Genomic DNA, 17,627 nt, shown 5'->3' on the forward strand with positions numbered 1-17,627 from the left:
TAAAACTATCGAACGAGCGGCCGGGCCGACCGACGGACGCGAGTACGATACGCCCTCCCATCGGTGGGTCTCCGGCCGATACGCCCCGATGATTTATTAGCGGGTTCATCCCATGTGATATAGATGCTGGAGCTGGAGCACGGCTTTCGAGTAGTGGACGTACACGCACGCGTGGAACCGGACGAGGAGCGCCGGCCACGACCCGGGCTGGGCGACCCCGAACAGCTCGAACTGGAGATGCACCAGGCCGGGGTCGTCCGTGCCGTCGTCTACCCGGGCGCCCGCGAGGGCGATTATCTGACGGCCAACAACGCCGTCGCGCGGATGTCGGTCGGCCGGCCACTGGTGGCCTTCGCCCGTATCGACGGTGCCCGCGAACCGGGCGGCGGCGCCGGCTCGCGGCTGCGGAACCTCACCAACCGGGGCGGCGGGGACCACACGACTCCAGAAGATATCGAGCAGTACGCCTACGACGACCGCTTCTACGGCTTCAAGCTCCACCCGGGGAAGGACGGTCTGCCGACCGATGCCGTCCTCGAACAGCTGGCCGACGTCGCCCTGCCGGTGCTCGTCCACGGCGGTGAGGAGGTCCCTCCGTCGACTATCGCCGACGAACTGCTGGGCTATGACATCCCCGTCATCCTCGCCCACTTCGGCGCCCACCCGCTTCGCGTTGAGCTGATGGACGAGGCCATCGCCCTGCTTTCCGACCACGACCGGCTCTATCTGGACACGAGCGTCGTCCGCTACCGGGACCCGCTGGAGCGGGCGATTCGCGAACACCCCGACCGGGTGCTGTTTGGCAGCGGCTCGCCACACACTCACCCGAATGTCGCGGTGATGGAAATTCTCACGCTGGACGTCCCCGAAGACGCGATGAAGAAAGTGTTCTCGAACAACGCAGGCCGGGTCGTCGAACCGCTCGCCCCCCGGCAGTTCTAGCGCCAGTCGTACACTGCAACGGCCCGGTCAGCCCGGACCGACCGCCCGTTGGGGTTCTCGCCGCCCCGATACCGTACGAGGAGGCCGTCCTTGCTGCCCGCCCCCGCGCCCCCGATGACGTCCCGTCCGGTCGAGAACCACTGCGACGGGGCCGTGTTCCCCTTTGCGACGCCTTTCAGGGCCTCGACGGCGTCGCTACCGGCGTGGCTCAGTATCCGTCGAGCCACCGTCGGCCGGACGCCGTAGTTTTTCACCAGCCGGTAGGAAAGCGACCGGTACTTCCAGTGCCAGTCCCGTTCGCGGATACCGCCGTCGGCCTCGAACTCCCGGCGCACGCACATCCCGCTGTCCCAGCCCACCGTGTACTCTCGCTCGGCCAGGCGGTGGGCCACGTCGCGGGAACTCCCTATCTGGAGGTACTCGTCGAAGCCATCGAGCGCGTCGAGGGCCTCGCGCCGGAAAGCGACGTTGCCGGCGTTGAAGTAGGTGACCGAGCGCCCGGCGATGGTCCGTGACTCCTTGGACTCGGTCGTCATACCGGCGGTGAGTTGCTCGTGGGTCGGCCCCGTCACCGCCGCGTGCTCGTCGATGCCCGACCGGACGGCCTCACCCCACCCGTCCTCGACGGAGAGGATGTGACTCACCAGCGCCACGACGTCGCCCGTCGCCCGGTCGAGCCCGGCGTTGCGGGCGACGGTGACCGACCGGGCCGCGATTTCGACCAGTACGTCCACGTCCGACCGGTCACGGACCATCCCGGTCGTGCCATCGGCAGAGGGCCCGTTGACGACGATGACCTCGGCGTCGGGCACCTGCTCGGCGAGTGCGTCCAGACAGCCGGCCAGCTCCTCCCGGCCGTTTAGCGTCGGGACCACTACCGATAGCTCCATGCTCCACGATTCGATGCCGGAACCGCATAAAACTCGCGGGCGACGGGACACCGTGGGACTGGACAGCACAGTCGGCGGACGTGGGCAACTGTCCGACGGCGGTGCGGACACCTGTCTGCCAGGGCCCCCTGGACCGCTACTGCGATGAGACGTGCGTGTTCCAGTAGGAGACCGAGGCGAGTTTATCGCCCAGTGGCGTCCCGCCGATGGCCGTATCGATAGAGCGGAACGAGGAGGCGAGCTCGTTGGGAATCTTCCGGTAGAAGCCGTAGGGGAGCACCCAGTCGTGGTCTTCCGTGGCGAGTTCGAGGTCGGCGCCGTCGAGCAGGCGGTCGATCTCCCAGCGGGAGTACAGTCGCGACCCCATCGGGAGCGCCCAGTTGTACAGCGAGCGCGTCGAGAACCGGTTGAACGTGTCGAAGAAGACCTGCTCCTTGGCGACCCGGCGCATCTCCGCGAGGAAGGCCGCGGGGGTGTCGGCCAGGTGGAAAAACCGCATCGCCAGCACGGTGTCGAAGTGGTTGTCCGGGAAGGGGAGCCTGGCGGCGTCGCCGCGCATGAACTCGACGTGGTCGTCGACGCCGGCGGCCTGAGCCTTCTCGCGGCCCTGCTGGAGCATCGGCCCGGAGATGTCGAGCCCGGTGATGTCGGCGTCGCGCTCGGCGAGCATCACGGTGAAGCGCCCGGTGCCGCAGGCGACTTCGAGCACTTTCTTGTCCGCCACCGGACCGATGGCCTCAAGAACCGCTTCCTTCTCACGACGGTCGATGAGCCGGCCACCGCGGGAGAATCGCTTGGCCTCGTACTCTTCGGCCACGGTGTCGGTCTGGTACCACTCCTGCCCTTTCACGCACGATTGTGCCCACCGGGGGAATAAAACGATACTGGAATCGCCGTTCGGCCCCCGAACTGTGCCGGAGTCGACAGCTCGGGGAGCGGAATTTCTCTATTCGAGTATTGTATAAGGAGACATTAAACATACTATAGTGTCCGTATTGTTTGGTCATGAATATAGCCAAGTTTTACCAGTAGTACTTGGTTATCGGTCAGTATGAGTACGACCACCGAGGATATGTCGGCGTCACCGTTCGCTCAGGAGGACTTCCGGGAGCGGCTCCGTGAACTGCCACCGAGCGCGAAGCTCGTCGCGAAAGTGCTGGAAGACGACGCGCCTCTCTCACAGGGCCAGCTCGCCGAGACCTCACTGTTGCCCGACCGAACCGTCCGCTACGCGCTGAACCGCCTGGAAGAGTCCGAACTCGTCGACTCCCGATACAGCTTCACCGACGCGCGAAAGCAGGTCTACTTCCTCACGGCCTGAGACGGTCGAGTGGGCACCGAGGGCGCCATCCGGGGGCGGGGAGTAGATATGGGGATACCAGCTCACAGTTCGAGTCGCCGGAGTTTTCAGCGGCGCCCGCGAGCCGATAGCCGATGGACTGGCGCCGGGTAGACGTCGCCGTCGAAACGCGTGCACCCACTGGCGAGACCGCCGCGTATCTGAGCGACGGCCCCGACGCGCTGCTGGTCGACCCCGCGGGCCGGACGCCGACGCTCGACGACGCGGTCCGAGCCACAGACGTCGCACACGTCGCGGTCACCCACCACCACCCGGACCACGTCGGTGCCGTGGCCGACTACGCACGGGCGACTGGCGCGACCGTCTGGGCCCGCCGCGGTCGTACCGAGTCGTTCGAAGCCGCGACCGGTATCGCCCCGGACCGCACCTTCACCGAGGGGACGACGATTCCGGCAGGCGACGGCGTCACCGTTCTCGACCTCTCCGGCCACGCGCCCGAACACGTGGGTTTCGTCACCGACGCCGGCGTCGTCAGCGGCGACGTGGCCGTCGCCGAGGGTAGCGTGGTGGTGGGCGCGCCCGAGGGCGATATGCGGGCCTATCTCACGTCGCTACGGCGACTCCACGCTCGGAACCCCAGAACGCTGTGTCCCGGCCACGGGCCGACGATTGATTCGCCTCGGGCCGTCTGCCGGGGACTCATCGAGCATCGGCTGGAGCGGGAACGCGGTGTCTGGGAGGCCGTCGCATCCGGCGCAGCGACGCCCAACGCCATCGTCGACCGGGCCTACGAGAAGGACCTGACCGGGGTGCGAGACCTCGCGCTCGCGACGGTCCGCGCCCATCTGGAGAAACTGGCCGTCGATGGGGCAGTTCGGTGGGACGGACGCCGGGCACGCCCGGCACGAGCGTCCCGGCGGTGACTCGGGCCTGGTATCCCAGGGCACCAGACTCCGTGAGCAGTGGTTTTATTGTTGGCATAGGCGAAGCGTAATTATGGCCCACGGCTCCGGTCCGACGCCAATCGAGACGCTGTGTCGCCGGTACGGTCCCGGCCGGCTCCCGCTCGCAGACCGCCGCGTGGTCGCCACGGGGTACGCGTTCGCCACCGCGGCGCTGCTCTCGACGGTGATCTTGGTGTTTCTCGCCGGTGGTGCGGTCACAGTCCTTCTCTCCTACCATAACTTCAGGTTCGGCGGTGGGAACACGCTGAAACTGGTCTGGTCCAACGGGCCCGACGGACCGCTCAACCCACTCCTGCTTGCCGGGTTCATCTCCCTGCTTTTCATGTTGTCGGCGTTCCTCGCCGGGGCAGCCGCGCGATACCTTCCAGCGCGACTGCGCCGTCGCGGCGCTCTCACAGGGACCCTCACGATGGCCGGCGCGTACATTGTGGGCGGAGTGCCAACCGGTGTCACCCTCATGCTGGACGGTGAGGGTTTGGGCCCAGCCGGGTCGCTGCTCGTCGGATTCATCATCAGCCTCGTTGCGTTCCCGTATAGTGCCTGGCTGTCGCTACCCGTGGGCGCCGCCGTCGGTCACGTCCACCAGCGTGCCGTGGGCGACTCGGTTCACCGCGGTGTCGCGTCCCGTCTCGGCAACAGAGTGCGAGCGGCCGCCACGAGAGCGCTCGCTCCCCTCCGCGACCGAGTCGTCTACGGGTGGACGCGCTACGGCCTCGGTGGGCTCCCCGGCGGCACCCGCCCGGCTTTCGGGGCGGGCTACGCCTTCGCCGCTGTCGCCGGGGTGCTAGCCCTCGTTTTCATCGGTTTCGCTCTGCAGTTGGAGGCACCCGAGAGTCGCTGGCTAGCCCTCTCCGCGGTGGTGTTCGTTCCTGTGGCCGCCGCCGCAGGCACGCTCGTGTGGTCGCTACTTCCCGACGACTTCCCCTACCGCGGCCCCGTCGGTGGGACGGGGGTGATGGCCGCCACCCTGCTGGTCGCCGGTAGCGTCGTCCCCCTGCTGTACGGGGTGCCGGAGGTCACCGTCGCGACCAGCATCGAGCCCGGCATTAGCGCCCTCCTCTATTTCGGCTGGCTGTCGCTACCCGTGGGGGCCGCCGTCGGCTCCGTCCACGACCGGGCCCTGGCCACGACGCACGTCTTTTGACTGTCGACGCCCAGTGTCGGGTATGGACTCACTCGAAACCGAACTCGACCGCGCCCGCGAGCTGGACGTGAGCGAACTCGCGGACGCCATCGAGACCATCGGCTTCGAGTGTACGCGCTGTGGGGCCTGTTGCAAGAGCGAGGACGGGGGATGTGGTGGGGACGAAACGGAGCGCGGCGATGACGACACGGGCGTCGATGACGACGACTCCGAACCACACACCGCGACGGTGTTTCCAGACGAGATACGGCGGCTCCAGGCGGCGGGCGACTACGACTTCCGGGACGTAGCCCGGCCGATGCCCTACGGACTAGAGGAGACGCCCGACGGCCCCGAAGGCGAGACCTTCGAGTGGGCGCTCCAAACCGACGGCTGTGGGGACTGTACGTTCTACGACGAGAGCGACGGCGTCGGCGCCTGCACCGTCCACGAGGACCGCCCGCTCATCTGTCAGACCTACCCCTTCTCCGTCGCCCTTGGCGGGACGAGCCAGCCGATGGGCGACGCGGTTGATTCGGAGGGAATGGTTCGGGCCCACGAGTGCGAGGGATTAGGGCGAGACATCTCCCGAGACGACGCCGAGGAGCTGGCCGCGGCGCTGAAAGAGCGAGCGGTCAGAGAGCTAGAGGAGGCCATCGGCGTCAGAGAGAACTACGAGCCGACGGACGTCGAGGGCGTCGTCGTCCACGACTCGGAGGGGCAAAAGCGGCCCGACGGACGCGAGCTCTAGACGTCCTCGTCGAGAATCTCGCCGACGGCGAAGTTGGACTTGACCTCGGTGACCTCTATCTTGACCCGTTCGCCGATGTCGGCCCCGGGGACGATGATGACGTAGCCGCGTTCGACGCGGGCGATGCCGTCGCCCTGCTTGCCGATGTCCTCGATTTCGACGTAGCGGGTCTCGCCCGGTTCGACCGGCGGCTGTGGCTGGTCCGGCGGTGTCTCCGCCGCCGTGCTCTCGTCGGCCTCGGCTTCGATATCCGTGGAGATGAGCGCGACCCGGTATGTCCCGCCTGCCTCGACGGCGCCCGCCTCTACTTCGCGTCGGGGCACTTCGACGAGATACCGGTCATCCTCGGCAGTCACGTCAGCACTGAACAGACACAGCAGTTCGTCCGAGATTTCCATAGTGATAGACCTCCACTTGCCATACTAACCGGCCACGATTAAAGAACTGCCGGAGCGGGTGGTCCGACGCGTCTCCCGTCCCGATCGCGTTGCCCCGCTGTACCAACCGAGCCGTGACGGCCCGGTCAGCGGTACGCGACGCGACTGGTAAGGCGAGCAAACCGCAAGACAGCGGCCGGTTAACCCACCGTACCAAACCCCCTAAGGGCGGTTCGGTCGAACTACCGGGTACATGAGCGCAACCGCACAGGCGACCGACAGCCCGCTCTCGGAGAAACAGCGACGCATCCTCGAGTACCTGGAGGCCAACGCCGACGAGCAGACTTACTTCAAATCGCGCCTCATCGGCGAGGAGCTGGGACTCTCAGCCAAAGAAGTCGGAACGAACATGACGACCATCGCCGACGGGGAGTTCGCCGTCGACGTCGAGAAGTGGGGCTACTCCTCCTCGACGACGTGGATGGTCGACGCCTGAGACAGTAACAAACTGACGTACTTCGGCACCGCGAATATCTGTACGAACTGACAGCCACCAGTAAGAGACCAGCGGACGTCGCCGCCGTCAGTCAGGGGTCATAGCGCAGCAGCGAATCGGCGTCGGCGGCGAGGGCGGCGGCGCCGTCACCGAAGGAATCGGCGTACCGAATCAGCAAGGTCAGGACGGTCTCGGGTTCGACGACGGCGTAGCCCCCGTCCCGTGAGAGGAGGCCGGCCGCCTCCAGGTCCTTCGCGTGCTTGCTTATCGTGGGTCGTGACACCGACAGCCTCGTCGCAAGCTCCGAAGCCGTCACCGATGGGTCCCGGAGCAGGGCGACGAGCATCCCGCGAGGCGTGGCCCGACGCAGGTAGCCAAGCGTCACCTGCTCGAACTCGGAGAACTGACCCGCCGGAAAGTAGCGCCGGTAGTCGCCGTCTTTCCGGGAGGCGACGGCGTCTTCCTGTTCCAGGCGGTGGAGATGGTGCTGTGCCTCGCCGGTACCCAGTTTGAGGTCGTCTCGGAGCTTCGAGAAGTGCGTCCCCGGGCGGGCCGAAACGTAACCAGCGATGGCGTCGGGCGTTTCGGAGTCGCTGTCGTCGCTGGCCAGACCGACGAAGGGGCTGGCGGCGCCGAGGGCGGCAAAGCGACGTAACGTCGCTCGCTTCTCCTCGTCGACCCCCTCGTCGCCAGTCATATGTTTCTCAGGAAGTAGTTCTGCTATAAAACGGCTTCGGGTCCGTTTATTTACCAGTTTCGCTGTCGCCGTCCCCCGGACCGCCGGTGTCGTCGGGGCCGCCGGCGATATCGGTCTCGCCGCCGACGCCGTCGTCGATCTCGGCGTCCATCTGTTCGATCATGTCGTCGGCGCTGTCCAACCCGGCGTCTTCGCCCTGTTTGATCTTCTGGGCCTCTTCCTCCATCGCCTCGACGTCGACCTCGGCCTCCTCGTCTATCTGGCCGAGTATCTCCTCGATATCGTCGAGGCCGAGCATCTCGCGGGTCTCGTCGGTGAAGTCGAGGGCCTCGAGGGTGTGGCCGTTCTCCTTCACGTCGGAGCCCTGGAGGTGCTTGCCGTAGCGGCCCACCAGCGAGGTGAGCTCCTGGGGCAACACGAAGGTGGTGGACTCGGATTTGCCCATCTCGCCGAGCGTCTCCATCCCCTTGTCGATGACGGCGCGTTCGCCCATCGACTCGGCGGATTTCGCCCGGAGGACCGTCGAGATAGCGTCACCCTGGGCTTCCAGAATCTGGCTCTGTTTCTCACCCTGGGCGCGGATGATGTTGGACTGCTTGTCACCCTCCGCGGTCTCGATAGCGGAGCGCCGTTCACCCTGCGCTTCCAGAATCATGGCACGGCGTTTCCGCTCTGCAGAGGTCTGTTGCTCCATGGCCTGCTGGACGTCCTTCGAGGGGTTGACCTCGCGGACCTCCACGCTCTCGACCCGGACACCCCACTCGTCGGTGGGTTCGTCCAGTTCGCGTCGGATGCGGGAGTTTATCTCCTGGCGCTTGTTCAGCGTGTCGTCCAGTTCCATGTCACCCAGCACGGCACGGAGCGTGGTCTGGGCGAGGTTCGAGACGGCGCGCTCGTAGTTGTCGACCTCGAGGAAGGCCTTCTTCGGGTCCATCACCTTGATGTAAACGACGGCGTCGGCGGTGACGGGCGAGTTGTCACGCGTGATGGCTTCCTGCCGAGGCACGTCGAGCGTCTGGGTCCGCATATCGAAGCGGGTGACGTCGGAGACGAAGGGATAGATGAAGTGAATCCCCTGGTCGAGGATGCCGCGGTAGGTCCCAAGCACCGTGTAGGCGCCTTTCTGATACGGTCGGATGATAACGACACTGGAGTACGCTACAGCGATAGCCAGCACCAGCAACACCATCGTGACGAACACGAAGACGCTGCCAGCGAGGAACTGTAGCGGTACGAGCGGGATTGTCATGGCACATCGAACTCCGGTCGGCTGAAATAAAAGCCTTCGGTGACTGTGTCACAAACTACCGATATTCAACACAGCGATAGCGGTAGTTCTGGCCACCATTTCCGGACAGATTCGACGGATTGGCGGGCAGATGCTGACAAAACGGCACAACAGTACCGCTCAGGCGTGCTCGGACTCGGCGTCGGCCTCCGGCGCCGGTCGCTCCTCGCGGTCCCGCTCCAGCGCCCGGTCGATGTCGTCGTCGCTGGTCGCCGTGGCTTCCACCTTGAGGACGTTGCCGCCGCCGGGGTCGACGACCAGCACCTCGACCCCCTCCTCTATGTCCCCGCCCACACTGCGGGCCTCGTAGTAGGGGTTGAACCCGCCGTCCTCCAGCTTAACCTGGCCCGCGCTCTTCGTGACGCGTTCGGTGACCGTTCCGAACTGTCCCTGGAGCGAACTCGAAGAGAGCGACTGCCCCCGGCCGGGCGCCGAGAAGTCTATCTTCCGGTAACCCCACAGCGTCAGCGCCGTCGTCAGGAGGACCGCCACGGCGAGGATGAGCGGCGCGAGCAGCCCCAGGCTGGCCGGGATGAAGAAACCGACCAGTCCGGCGACCAGCAAGGCGGCACCGAGGACGAAGAAGTGGGTCCCCGGCGCGAACGCCTCGGCGACGATGAGCGCCGCACCGGCAAGGAAGAGGACGGCGGATATCGTCGTACCGAACAGCGGTTCGAGCTGGGCGGGCACGAGAGCGAGCGACCCCACGGGAACGTTCATGCCGGCATATAGGGCCGCTGACTGATTAAGTGTCGGGGGTCGTCCGCACGAGCACACCGTAGCAGACGGCCGTCGTGAGGCCGACGGCGGCAAAGACCGTGGCGACCAGCATCAGGCTCAGCCCGACGACTGTGTCCGCGAGCGCGAGTATCGTGAGAAAGACCCCCAGTGCGACGAACAGGGTGTTCTCGGGCGCGGGCGCCTGTGGCGTCACCTCGATATCCGGGGCGAACGAGCCCGCGACGGCTCCCTCCTCCTCGTCTTCCTCGGCGTCGTCTCCCTCGGCCGTTGCCGACGGCTCGGCCTCCTCGATGATATCGGCCGCTGTCGCGTGCTCGTACTCCGCGACGAACTCGTCCTCGTCGCTCCCGTCGGCAGACATGGCCGGGGCTAGGACGGGGAACTACAAAAAGGGACGGCGACTAGCTTTTGTGAAATTTATTTTAGCAGCGATTGGGGCTGAGAGCCAGAAAGCCCCCGAGCGCTCGATGTCGTCGGCGCTGTGCGCCGACTGCCTGAGGGACCTCCGGTCCCTCTCTGGCTGCGACTCGCTGCGCGCTTCCTTCGCTCGCTCAGTCCAGTGCTTGCGTCGTCTCGCTCATCGAGCGCTCGGCCCCTTTCAGTCCACCCGTAGCCGGTTGGTCAAACAGTGCTGGGTGGGACTGAGCGGAGCCGAGGGCTCCGCGAAGGTCGGGAGACGCGAAGCGTCTCCAGGGACTGAAAGGGGCGTTCGCGGGCGGCTGTGCCGCCCGCGAGCTCGGGAGACCTTCGGTCTCCCGGTGGCCAGCTAAACGAAGGCGGCCGACGTCCTCGCGAGAGCTTTGCTCTCGCGGGAGTGAGCGAATCGAAGATTCGCGATCTCCGAGGGAACTGCGTTCCCTCGCGATGATGAAAATCGCTCCGCGATTTTCAGATCACAAGGACCGCAACGCAGTGAGGACCGTCGTTCGAAAATCGAAGATTTTCGTGATCACGAAAGGCGCTGCGCGCCTTTCGGACGACAGCGAGGTCGTTCGAGAGAGCTTCGCTCTCTCGTGATGTCGTCAGAACTCGGAGAGTTCTGACTCCAAGCGGGAAATCTTCGATTTCCCGCAATGACGAAAGACGGCTCCGCCGTCTTTCGAACCACCCCCGGGTTTAGCTGGCCGGGGCTTTCTGGCTGTTTGCAGTCCAGTTCAGATTCCAGACAACGACGCCAACTCTTACTGCACCCGCGTTCCGAGCGGAGCGTCCTCGTGGGTGGTCAGCAGGTCGGCCTCGTCGCCGGCGGCCAGTACCATCCCGTTGGACTCGACGCCGAAGATGGTGGCTTGCTCCATGTTGGCAAGCAGGATGACACGGGTCCCGGGGAGCTCCTCGACGTCGTGGAGTTCGGCCAGGCCAGCGACGACCTGGCGGACCTCGTGACCGATATCGACCTCGAGTTTGAGCAACTTGTCGGCGTCCTCGACGGACTCGGCCGTGACAATTTCGCCGACGCGCATGTCGACACCCTCGAAGTCCTCGAAGCTGATGCGGTCGGTTTCGAGCGGTTCGAGGTCGACGTCGGCCTCGTCGGCGTCGTCGTCCTCGTCGTCGCTCGCTTCCTCAACCCGGTCCTGCAGCTCCTCGTTGAGCTCGGCGATGTGGTCGTCCTCGACCTGCTCGAACAGCTGGTCCGGCTCGTCGAAGGTCTCGGGCGGTGCCTCTAACGCGGTGTCGAGGGAGACGTCGGCGACGGAGCCGGCCTCGCCCAGCTGGCCCCACAGCCGCTCGGCCTTGCCCGGCAGCACCGGCTGCATGACCACGGCGACGGCCTTGGCGAGCTGGACGCAGTCGCGGATGACCTGTGCGGCCTCCTCGGGGTCCTCGTCAAGGAGGTGCCACGGCTCGGTGCGCTGGATGTACTCGTTGCCGTAGTTCGAGAGCTCGGTCGAAAGCTCCGCGAGGGTGCGGACGTCGTACTCCCGGACTGCCGCCTCGAACGCAGCCAGCGTCTCCTCGATGCGGTCCCGGACGTCCTCGCTGACGTCGGCGTCGGGCGTGCCGTCGTAGTTGCGGTGGGCAAAGAGCAGCGCGCGGTTGATGAAGTTCCCGACGTTGCCCACGAGCTCGCCGTTGACCCGCTCGGCAAAGCGGTCCCAGGAGAAGTCCACGTCAGTTTCGAGGCCGGCACCGGTGGCGATGTAGTAGCGGAACAGGTCCGGGTGGAAGCCGGCGTCTAGGTACTCCTCGGCCCACACTGCCCGGTTCCGGGAGGTCGAGAGGGCCTTGCCGTCGATACCGACGAAGCCGGTGGCCAGAATCGAGCGGGGTTCGTTGTAGCCGGCGCCACGCAGCATGGCCGGCCAGAAGACGGCGTGGTGCTGGATGATGTCCCGGCCGATGACGTGGACGATGTCGCCGCCCTCTGTGGTCCACTCGTCGTCCCACTCGGTGTCGTGGCGTCGTTCGCCGTCGAACGTCCAGACCCGTTCCCAGTCGTACTCCTCGGCGCCCACGCGCTCTGAGTACTGCTTCGTGGAGGCGACGTACTCGATTGGGGCGTCGACCCAGACGTACAGCACGAGGTCCTCGGCGTCACCGTCCTCGCCGGGATAATCGATACCCCAGTCCATATCCCGCGTGATACAGAGGTCCTGGAGCTCACCCTCGACCCACTCGCGGGGCTGGTTTTTCGCGTTGTCGGTGCCCTCGATGCGGTCGAGGAAGCCCTGGAGGTACGCCTGGAAGTCCGCCAGCCGGAGGAACTTGTGTTCGCGAGTGCGGTACTCGGCAGGATTGCCCGTAATTGTGCTCACTGGGTCCTCGATGTCACCGGGTTCGAGGTGGCGCTGGCAGCCCTCGTCGCACTCGTCCCCGCGTGCCTGCTCGCCGCAGTATGGACAGGTCCCCTCGACGAATCTATCGGGCAGGGGCTGGTCCTCCTCGGTGTCCCACGCCACTTCGATCTCCTTCTCGTGGACGTGGCCCTCGTCGACCCACGAGCGGACGAACTCCTGGGTGAGTTCGGTGTTGGTCTCGTCGTCCGTGTGGCCGTAGTTGTCGAACTCGACGTTGAACTGCGGGAACGTCTCGGCGTAGGTCTCGTGGTACTCCATGGCGAACTCGCGGGGCTCGACGCCGTCCTCGGCGGCGTTGACCGCGACGGGCGTTCCGTGCATATCGGACCCGCAGACGAACGCTGTCTGCTGGCCGATGCGTCGCAGCCCTCGCGAGAGGGCGTCGCCGGCGACGTACGTCCGGAGGTGCCCGACGTGGAGGTCGCCGTTGGCGTAGGGGAGCCCACAGGTGACCACTGCCGGGTGGTCCGTGGGAAAGTCGTCGTGGCTCATACCCGTTCTGTGCTCCCGACGGGTCAAAAGGAGGGCGGTTTGCCGTAGCCGCCACCCAGGTGTGGCCAGCCATCCCGGCAGTCCCGACCGGCAGCTACGGTTATATCTATAGCGGGGCTACTGCTGGTGATGACGGCCGACGGGGCACCGGACGGAGAGATAGGCGGACGACTGACAGCTGCCAGACCGAGGCGCCAGCTGGTGTTTCACTCCGACGCGCTCGCCGAACCGTTCCGCGAGCTGTGGGACGGCGACGTGGCCATCGACATCAAATCCGTCGTGCAACTCGAGGACGGGAGCTCCCTGCAGTACTGGACTGTCACACACCTGGAGCCCCAGCGGTTCATCGAGACAGTACAGCAACTCCCGATGACCCTCGATGCGGGGCTCGTGAGTACGGTCGACGACACCCATCAGTTCGAGGTCCACAGGTCACGGGAGTCGCTGTTCGGGGCGTTCGACGAGTTCGACGGAATCACGCTGGCGGCCACGTATGATACCGACGGCGTGGCGGTCGTCGGGGAGTTCCCCGGTGACGTGGATACCGACTCGGTCGTGGCCGCAGTACGGGACGTGTATCCGGACCTCGAACTCGTCGACAGCTACACCGTCGAGACGCTCGACGTCTTCCGTCACCTGGTCAGGAACCGACTCACCGAGCGGCAACTGACGGTCCTGCAAGTCGCCTATTTCAGCGGATACTACGAGCGCCCGCGGCGCCGCACCGGCACCGAACTCGCCGACCGGCTCGGCATCTCGAAACAGGCGTTCCACGACCACCTCCGAAAGGCCCACGCCACCGTCTTCGAGGTCCTGCTCGAGAGCGGGAGGGAGTTCGACGAGATTGACAAGTAAACCGTTTGGTTGATATGTTATCCGTTTGTCTTTTTGTCCATGGAGAAGGAGCCGGATGACGGTCGCTCGGGCGATGAAACCCCATCGAACGTACACGGCGGCTCCCCTCAGTTCCCCAGGTCGGTGCTGGAACGGGAGCACGTCTACGAATCGCTCGCAGACGTTCGCCGCAGGTATCTCTGCTACCTGCTGTGTGGCCGCTCGGAGCTCCGGGTCGACGAGGCCGTGGCCGCCATCGCCGAGTGGGAGACAGACGATGGAGCGGAGATAGCAACGTCGACCCGCGATCGCATCCGTCTCGCCTTGCTCCACAGCCACATCCCGAAACTCCGCGAGCACGACGTCGTCGACTTCGACCAGCACAGCGGGACCCTGGTGCCCGACGAGAACGCCGATGCGGTCCTGACGGCACTGAAAGCGGTCGGGACGAGGCTCTCTTCGGAGCCGACCTGCACAGACGGCGAATCGGCGTGACGGTCCCGCGATCCCGGTCACAGCGAGCACCGACGGGCGCGCCAGGATCGAGCGACTGCCCACCTCAGCGGACGACCGCGACCAGCCGCCGGTGGACCCCCCGCCAGTACAGTTCGGCGCCGAGCCAGACCAGCACCGTGGCACCCAGTCCCAGCGCGACGACGAGGTCGCCAAAGCGCATCCAGCCGGGCGCGACGTACAACAGCCCGTTGACCGCCGGGCCGGTGACGAAGGCGACGAGCCAGGCGAGTCCGGTCGTCTCGTCGCCGGTCGCCGACTCGACGGCGGTCTCGTTCGTCAGCGCCTGCCTGCTCGGGCCGTTCGCGCTCTCATCGCCCGTCCCGAGTCGTTCGGCCTCGTAGGGGGTCGGGACGGAGATGCTCCAGACGACGTCACCGTCCGCGTCGACTTCGAGAATCCGGTCGCCCTGTGAGTCCGTCACCAGCGTGTGCCCGTTGGGAAGCCGGTCGGCGTCCCGTGGCCACCGCAGCTGGCCGTCCTGCCACGTCCAGGTCTGGCGCCACCCGTCCGCGTCGCGCTGGTACTCGACGACTCGGTTGTTCTCCGAGTCCGCCACCAGCACGGCCGGCCCGCCCTGTGACGCGGGAATGTAGTCCGGGTTGTGTTGCTCGTAGAGGATGCCGTAGGCGTCCTCCGCACCGAGCGTCCAGTTCGACTGGAGGCCCTCGCCGGGCTCGATGAAGACGACCCTGTCGTGGTTGCGCAGACTCGCCATGACGCGACCGTCCTCGAGTATCTCCACGTCGTTGACGTGCGTCCAGTCGCCCGGCTGGCCGCCGCTGTCCTCGCGGTCGAACGCCTCCTCGGCGCGCCACTCCCACTCGACGGCGCCGGTCGTGGTGTTGAGCGTGAACACGCGGTCTTCGGCGATGTCCGCGACGACGAGACGGTGCTCGTCCAGACGGTCGACGTCGTGCCAGATGTCCCACTCGGTCACCGCCGTGTGGAGCCGCTCTGTCTCGCCGGTCGTGAGGTTCGCGCGTTCGATGACCACCTCCGCACAGCCGTCCTCGAAGCTCCCGTTCTCGCGGGCCGCAAGCGTGTCGGGACAGTCGTCGTAGCGGGTTCCGGCGACGTAGAGGACGGACCGGGAGCCCGGTGGGTCCGGGTCCACGTCGAAGTAGTTCCCGTACGTGTCGTTGTGGTACAGCGTTCGGCCGTCGTCGGTGTAGGCCACGATGGCGGCGGTCCCGGTGTTGCCGCCGGGCGGGTCCGTCGTCACCACGGTGGCGTTCGGTCGCTCGGGCACGACCTGGTCGCGCTCGGAAAGCGGCGTGTCCGTCTGGTTCGCCGCCGCGGCGACGGCGTCTGGCGGCGTCTGCTGCCAGGACACGAGCAGCGTTAGCGACGCGAGGACGACGATAGCGGCGAGTCCCCCGCGAAGCAATGTCCGTCGACGCATCTCAGGGCAACACCCCACCGACACCGACGAAACAGCGATACATAGCAGTTCGCAGCGACGACTTCGTATTAAACGTTGTCAGCCCGGCCCGCTACAGCAACGCCAGCGTCCCGCCGGCCAGCCCCAGCGTCACGACCAGGCGGCCCGCGCTCCCGAAGAAGGTCGCGGCACCGAAACGCAGGTAGTCCTCCTCCAGCACGGTGAAGGCGTAGATGGATATCGTATCGGGGAAGAAGGGGACACACAGCGCCAGCGCGAGGCCGACGTAGCCGTACTTTTTCGCGATCTGGACGGTCGTCTTCTCGGACCACTCGATAATGTCGAACCGCGAGGCCTTGATTCGCCGGACCAAGGGCCCGTACTCCTTTGCCTCCTGACCGATGTGGAACGCGAAGAGACTCCCCAGCGCCTTGCCCAGGGCGCTGACGAGGATGATCGCGACGAGGTTCCCGTTCGTCGACAGCCCCAGTCTGAGCGTCTCGGCCGGCACGAGCACGACCTCGCTTGGCAGGGGCAGTATGAAGGCGATGAGAAAGGAGTAAGCGGCGATGATGCCAAGCCCCGTCGGCCCGGTCGCGGTACAGACGGCCTGTTCGATGAGGGCGAGCGACCCGCCGGCGGTTCCACAGTCGCTGAGAAACGCCACCGGCAAGGGGAACGGGAGGGCCAAACTCACACCGTCCGATAGCAAACAGTGGGTCCTAAAGCTTGATATTTTTACTCGTGACGCCTACTGAGATGGCAGTTTAGCGGTGCCCTGGTCGTGAAATGAAACGCGCCGCCGTTCAGTACCAATCAAAATCTGCGACAAAGGACCGCAGCATCGACCCCACCTTTTTTTGCCTCGGTTCGCTCCGCTCACCGACCGCTCGTTGAAAAACGTGAGTGAAAAAGGCGGCCCCTCACTGCGTTCGGGACCGTGAACCCCGTTCACTCCGTTCACGCGGACAGAAGCGCTAGTACCAGTCCAGATCAGCCACAAACGACCGCAGCATCGACCGGGTCACGTGTGGCATACACACCACCCGCATCTCGCCGGCGCCGGTCTTGGAGACGCGCCAGCCCCGTTCGCGGAGTTCGTCGGTCATCGGCACCGAGAGGTCGGCTGCCACGAGCGGGAGCTCGGGCCCGACGACGTCGTGACCCCGGGCCCGTAGCTGGTCGGCCAGCCACTCGGCGTTGTCCATCGAGCGGTCGTACTGCTCGCGGTAGCCCGCGGGCCAGAGTTCGTCCATCGCCGCGACGGCGCTCGCGACGCCGGCGCCCGACCGCGTGCCAGTGAGCGTGAGCTGGCTCGTCGATTCGAGATAGGGGGTCTCCACCGCCAGGTCGTCCAGCAGCGAGTCGTCCCGGGCGAGCAGCCCGCCGGCCGGCACCGCGGCCTGGCCGACCTTGTGGGGGTCGATTGTCATCGTGTCGACGGCGGCGTGGCCGAAGTGCCAGCTGTGGTCGGTAAAGGGCAGATAGAAGCCGCCCCAGGCGGCGTCGACGTGACAGAGCGCGTCGACGTCGTGAGCGAGCTCTGCGATGGCGGGGATGGGGTCGACGAAGCCGTACTCCGTAGAGCCGGCGACGCCGACGACACAGACGGTATCGTCGTCTATCAGCTCGGCCACGGCGTCGGTGTTGGCGCGGTAGTCGGTGGCCGGCGCGGTCCGGAGTTCGAGGTCCAGCACGTCCGCCGCTTTGGTAAACGAGAAGTGGGCGTGGACCGGCGCGACGACGTTCGGGTCGTCGGTGTCGGCCCGGTTGCGGGCGATGCGCAGAGCCTGGATGTTTGCCTCGGTGCCGCCGGAGGCGACGTAGCCCGCCGGGTCGGTCAATCCTGTGAGCTCGCCCAGGGCGTCGACGGCCTCGTCTTCGAGCTCGGCGACGGTCTCGTAGGTGCCGGGGTCACCGGGGTTCGTCGCCAGAAACCGCTCGGCCGCCTGGCGAGCCACCGGATGGGGAACGGTACACATCGAGGAAAGTACCCGTTCGAAATCCTGTGGCTCGGCCCGCTGGCGCATTCT

Annotated in this window: 19 protein-coding genes; 8 read left to right on the forward strand and 11 right to left on the reverse strand. The window is 66.1% G+C overall.

Going from position 1 to position 17,627, the window contains the following annotated elements:
- Positions 1–123 precede the first annotated feature (123 nt).
- On the forward strand, positions 124–942 hold the full coding sequence (locus P1K32_RS04465) for an amidohydrolase family protein (protein ID WP_276251512.1): 819 nt from the start codon (positions 124–126) through the stop codon (positions 940–942).
- Here P1K32_RS04465 and P1K32_RS04470 read toward each other — a convergent pair.
- Positions 939–1,832, reverse strand: coding sequence for a glycosyltransferase family 2 protein (locus P1K32_RS04470; RefSeq protein ID WP_276251513.1), 894 nt, complete (start codon positions 1,830–1,832; stop codon positions 939–941). The genes P1K32_RS04465 and P1K32_RS04470 overlap by 4 nt on opposite strands.
- A 136-nt stretch (positions 1,833–1,968) precedes the next feature.
- Positions 1,969–2,682, reverse strand: a complete 714-nt coding sequence (locus P1K32_RS04475) for a class I SAM-dependent methyltransferase (RefSeq protein WP_276251514.1) — start codon at positions 2,680–2,682, stop codon at positions 1,969–1,971.
- Between the two features lie 201 nt (positions 2,683–2,883).
- On the opposite strand from P1K32_RS04475, the gene P1K32_RS04480 reads away from it, so the two are divergent.
- The 4 genes from P1K32_RS04480 to P1K32_RS04495 all read left to right on the forward strand — a co-directional run bounded on the left by P1K32_RS04480 (position 2,884) and on the right by P1K32_RS04495 (position 5,971).
- Positions 2,884–3,153, forward strand: a complete 270-nt coding sequence (locus P1K32_RS04480) for a MarR family transcriptional regulator (protein ID WP_220586596.1) — start codon at positions 2,884–2,886, stop codon at positions 3,151–3,153.
- A gap of 113 nt (positions 3,154–3,266) precedes the next feature.
- Complete coding sequence (locus P1K32_RS04485; protein WP_276251515.1) at positions 3,267–4,055, forward strand: MBL fold metallo-hydrolase; 789 nt, start codon at positions 3,267–3,269, stop codon at positions 4,053–4,055.
- Positions 4,056–4,128: 73 nt separating this feature from the next.
- Positions 4,129–5,241, forward strand: coding sequence for a hypothetical protein (locus tag P1K32_RS04490; RefSeq protein ID WP_276251516.1), 1,113 nt, complete (start codon positions 4,129–4,131; stop codon positions 5,239–5,241).
- A gap of 22 nt (positions 5,242–5,263) precedes the next feature.
- Positions 5,264–5,971: a YkgJ family cysteine cluster protein gene (locus P1K32_RS04495; RefSeq protein WP_276251517.1), complete on the forward strand. Its 708-nt coding sequence runs from the start codon at positions 5,264–5,266 to the stop codon at positions 5,969–5,971.
- Here P1K32_RS04495 and P1K32_RS04500 read toward each other — a convergent pair.
- A complete protein-coding gene (locus tag P1K32_RS04500; RefSeq protein WP_276251518.1) occupies positions 5,968–6,369 on the reverse strand; it encodes a TRAM domain-containing protein in 402 nt (133 codons plus the stop codon). The genes P1K32_RS04495 and P1K32_RS04500 overlap by 4 nt on opposite strands.
- 232 nt (positions 6,370–6,601) lie before the next feature.
- On the opposite strand from P1K32_RS04500, the gene P1K32_RS04505 reads away from it, so the two are divergent.
- A complete protein-coding gene (locus P1K32_RS04505) occupies positions 6,602–6,844 on the forward strand; it encodes a DUF7123 family protein (RefSeq protein WP_220586591.1) in 243 nt (80 codons plus the stop codon).
- A 91-nt stretch (positions 6,845–6,935) separates the two neighbouring features.
- Here the strand turns inward: P1K32_RS04505 and P1K32_RS04510 are convergent, their stop codons facing one another.
- The 5 genes from P1K32_RS04510 to metG form a co-directional block, all read right to left on the reverse strand.
- Positions 6,936–7,541 carry a winged helix-turn-helix transcriptional regulator gene (locus P1K32_RS04510; protein ID WP_276251519.1) on the reverse strand — a complete coding sequence of 202 codons (606 nt, stop codon included), beginning with the start codon at positions 7,539–7,541 and terminating at the stop codon, positions 6,936–6,938.
- Between the two features lie 46 nt (positions 7,542–7,587).
- A complete protein-coding gene (locus P1K32_RS04515) occupies positions 7,588–8,790 on the reverse strand; it encodes an SPFH domain-containing protein (protein ID WP_276251520.1) in 1,203 nt (400 codons plus the stop codon).
- A 159-nt stretch (positions 8,791–8,949) separates the two neighbouring features.
- On the reverse strand, positions 8,950–9,549 hold the full coding sequence (locus P1K32_RS04520) for an NfeD family protein (RefSeq protein ID WP_276251521.1): 600 nt from the start codon (positions 9,547–9,549) through the stop codon (positions 8,950–8,952).
- A 25-nt stretch (positions 9,550–9,574) separates the two neighbouring features.
- Complete coding sequence (locus P1K32_RS04525) at positions 9,575–9,931, reverse strand: DUF7312 domain-containing protein (RefSeq protein ID WP_276251522.1); 357 nt, start codon at positions 9,929–9,931, stop codon at positions 9,575–9,577.
- Between the two features lie 820 nt (positions 9,932–10,751).
- On the reverse strand, positions 10,752–12,863 hold the full coding sequence (gene metG / locus P1K32_RS04530; protein WP_276251523.1) for a methionine--tRNA ligase: 2,112 nt from the start codon (positions 12,861–12,863) through the stop codon (positions 10,752–10,754).
- 129 nt (positions 12,864–12,992) lie between these two features.
- Between metG and P1K32_RS04535 the strand changes: the two genes are divergently transcribed.
- Complete coding sequence (locus tag P1K32_RS04535) at positions 12,993–13,718, forward strand: helix-turn-helix domain-containing protein (RefSeq protein WP_276251524.1); 726 nt, start codon at positions 12,993–12,995, stop codon at positions 13,716–13,718.
- A 39-nt stretch (positions 13,719–13,757) separates the two neighbouring features.
- The gene (locus P1K32_RS04540) at positions 13,758–14,192 is read left to right on the forward strand and encodes a DUF7344 domain-containing protein (RefSeq protein ID WP_276251525.1); all 435 of its coding nucleotides are present in this window, start codon (positions 13,758–13,760) and stop codon (positions 14,190–14,192) included.
- Positions 14,193–14,256: 64 nt separating this feature from the next.
- On the opposite strand, the gene P1K32_RS04545 is transcribed toward P1K32_RS04540, so the two are convergent.
- The 3 genes from P1K32_RS04545 to mfnA form a co-directional block, all read right to left on the reverse strand.
- On the reverse strand, positions 14,257–15,615 hold the full coding sequence (locus P1K32_RS04545) for an aryl-sulfate sulfotransferase (protein WP_276251526.1): 1,359 nt from the start codon (positions 15,613–15,615) through the stop codon (positions 14,257–14,259).
- A gap of 91 nt (positions 15,616–15,706) precedes the next feature.
- Positions 15,707–16,285, reverse strand: a complete 579-nt coding sequence (locus P1K32_RS04550; protein WP_379691362.1) for a YqaA family protein — start codon at positions 16,283–16,285, stop codon at positions 15,707–15,709.
- 286 nt (positions 16,286–16,571) lie between these two features.
- Positions 16,572–17,624: a tyrosine decarboxylase MfnA gene (gene mfnA / locus P1K32_RS04555; protein ID WP_276251527.1), complete on the reverse strand. Its 1,053-nt coding sequence runs from the start codon at positions 17,622–17,624 to the stop codon at positions 16,572–16,574.
- Positions 17,625–17,627 lie beyond the last annotated feature (3 nt).

The organism is Haloarcula rara, assembly GCF_029338235.1.
In the GTDB taxonomy this organism is placed as follows: Archaea; Halobacteriota; Halobacteria; order Halobacteriales; family Haloarculaceae; genus Haloarcula; species Haloarcula rara.

Excerpts from the sequence above, each read along its gene's own strand:
- P1K32_RS04465 (WP_276251512.1), top strand. The coding sequence starts at position 124 with ATGCTGGAGCTGGAGCACGGCTTTCGAGTAGTGGACGTACACGCACGC.
- P1K32_RS04470 (WP_276251513.1), bottom strand. The coding sequence starts at position 1,832 with ATGGAGCTATCGGTAGTGGTCCCGACGCTAAACGGCCGGGAGGAGCTG.
- P1K32_RS04480 (WP_220586596.1), top strand. The coding sequence starts at position 2,884 with ATGAGTACGACCACCGAGGATATGTCGGCGTCACCGTTCGCTCAGGAG.
- P1K32_RS04485 (WP_276251515.1), top strand. The coding sequence starts at position 3,267 with ATGGACTGGCGCCGGGTAGACGTCGCCGTCGAAACGCGTGCACCCACT.
- P1K32_RS04490 (WP_276251516.1), top strand. The coding sequence starts at position 4,129 with ATGGCCCACGGCTCCGGTCCGACGCCAATCGAGACGCTGTGTCGCCGG.
- P1K32_RS04495 (WP_276251517.1), top strand. The coding sequence starts at position 5,264 with ATGGACTCACTCGAAACCGAACTCGACCGCGCCCGCGAGCTGGACGTG.
- P1K32_RS04500 (WP_276251518.1), bottom strand. The coding sequence starts at position 6,369 with ATGGAAATCTCGGACGAACTGCTGTGTCTGTTCAGTGCTGACGTGACT.
- P1K32_RS04505 (WP_220586591.1), top strand. The coding sequence starts at position 6,602 with ATGAGCGCAACCGCACAGGCGACCGACAGCCCGCTCTCGGAGAAACAG.
- P1K32_RS04510 (WP_276251519.1), bottom strand. The coding sequence starts at position 7,541 with ATGACTGGCGACGAGGGGGTCGACGAGGAGAAGCGAGCGACGTTACGT.
- P1K32_RS04515 (WP_276251520.1), bottom strand. The coding sequence starts at position 8,790 with ATGACAATCCCGCTCGTACCGCTACAGTTCCTCGCTGGCAGCGTCTTC.
- P1K32_RS04520 (WP_276251521.1), bottom strand. The coding sequence starts at position 9,549 with ATGAACGTTCCCGTGGGGTCGCTCGCTCTCGTGCCCGCCCAGCTCGAA.
- P1K32_RS04525 (WP_276251522.1), bottom strand. The coding sequence starts at position 9,931 with ATGTCTGCCGACGGGAGCGACGAGGACGAGTTCGTCGCGGAGTACGAG.
- metG (WP_276251523.1), bottom strand. The coding sequence starts at position 12,863 with ATGAGCCACGACGACTTTCCCACGGACCACCCGGCAGTGGTCACCTGT.
- P1K32_RS04535 (WP_276251524.1), top strand. The coding sequence starts at position 12,993 with ATGACGGCCGACGGGGCACCGGACGGAGAGATAGGCGGACGACTGACA.
- P1K32_RS04540 (WP_276251525.1), top strand. The coding sequence starts at position 13,758 with ATGGAGAAGGAGCCGGATGACGGTCGCTCGGGCGATGAAACCCCATCG.
- P1K32_RS04545 (WP_276251526.1), bottom strand. The coding sequence starts at position 15,615 with ATGCGTCGACGGACATTGCTTCGCGGGGGACTCGCCGCTATCGTCGTC.
- mfnA (WP_276251527.1), bottom strand. The coding sequence starts at position 17,624 with ATGCGCCAGCGGGCCGAGCCACAGGATTTCGAACGGGTACTTTCCTCG.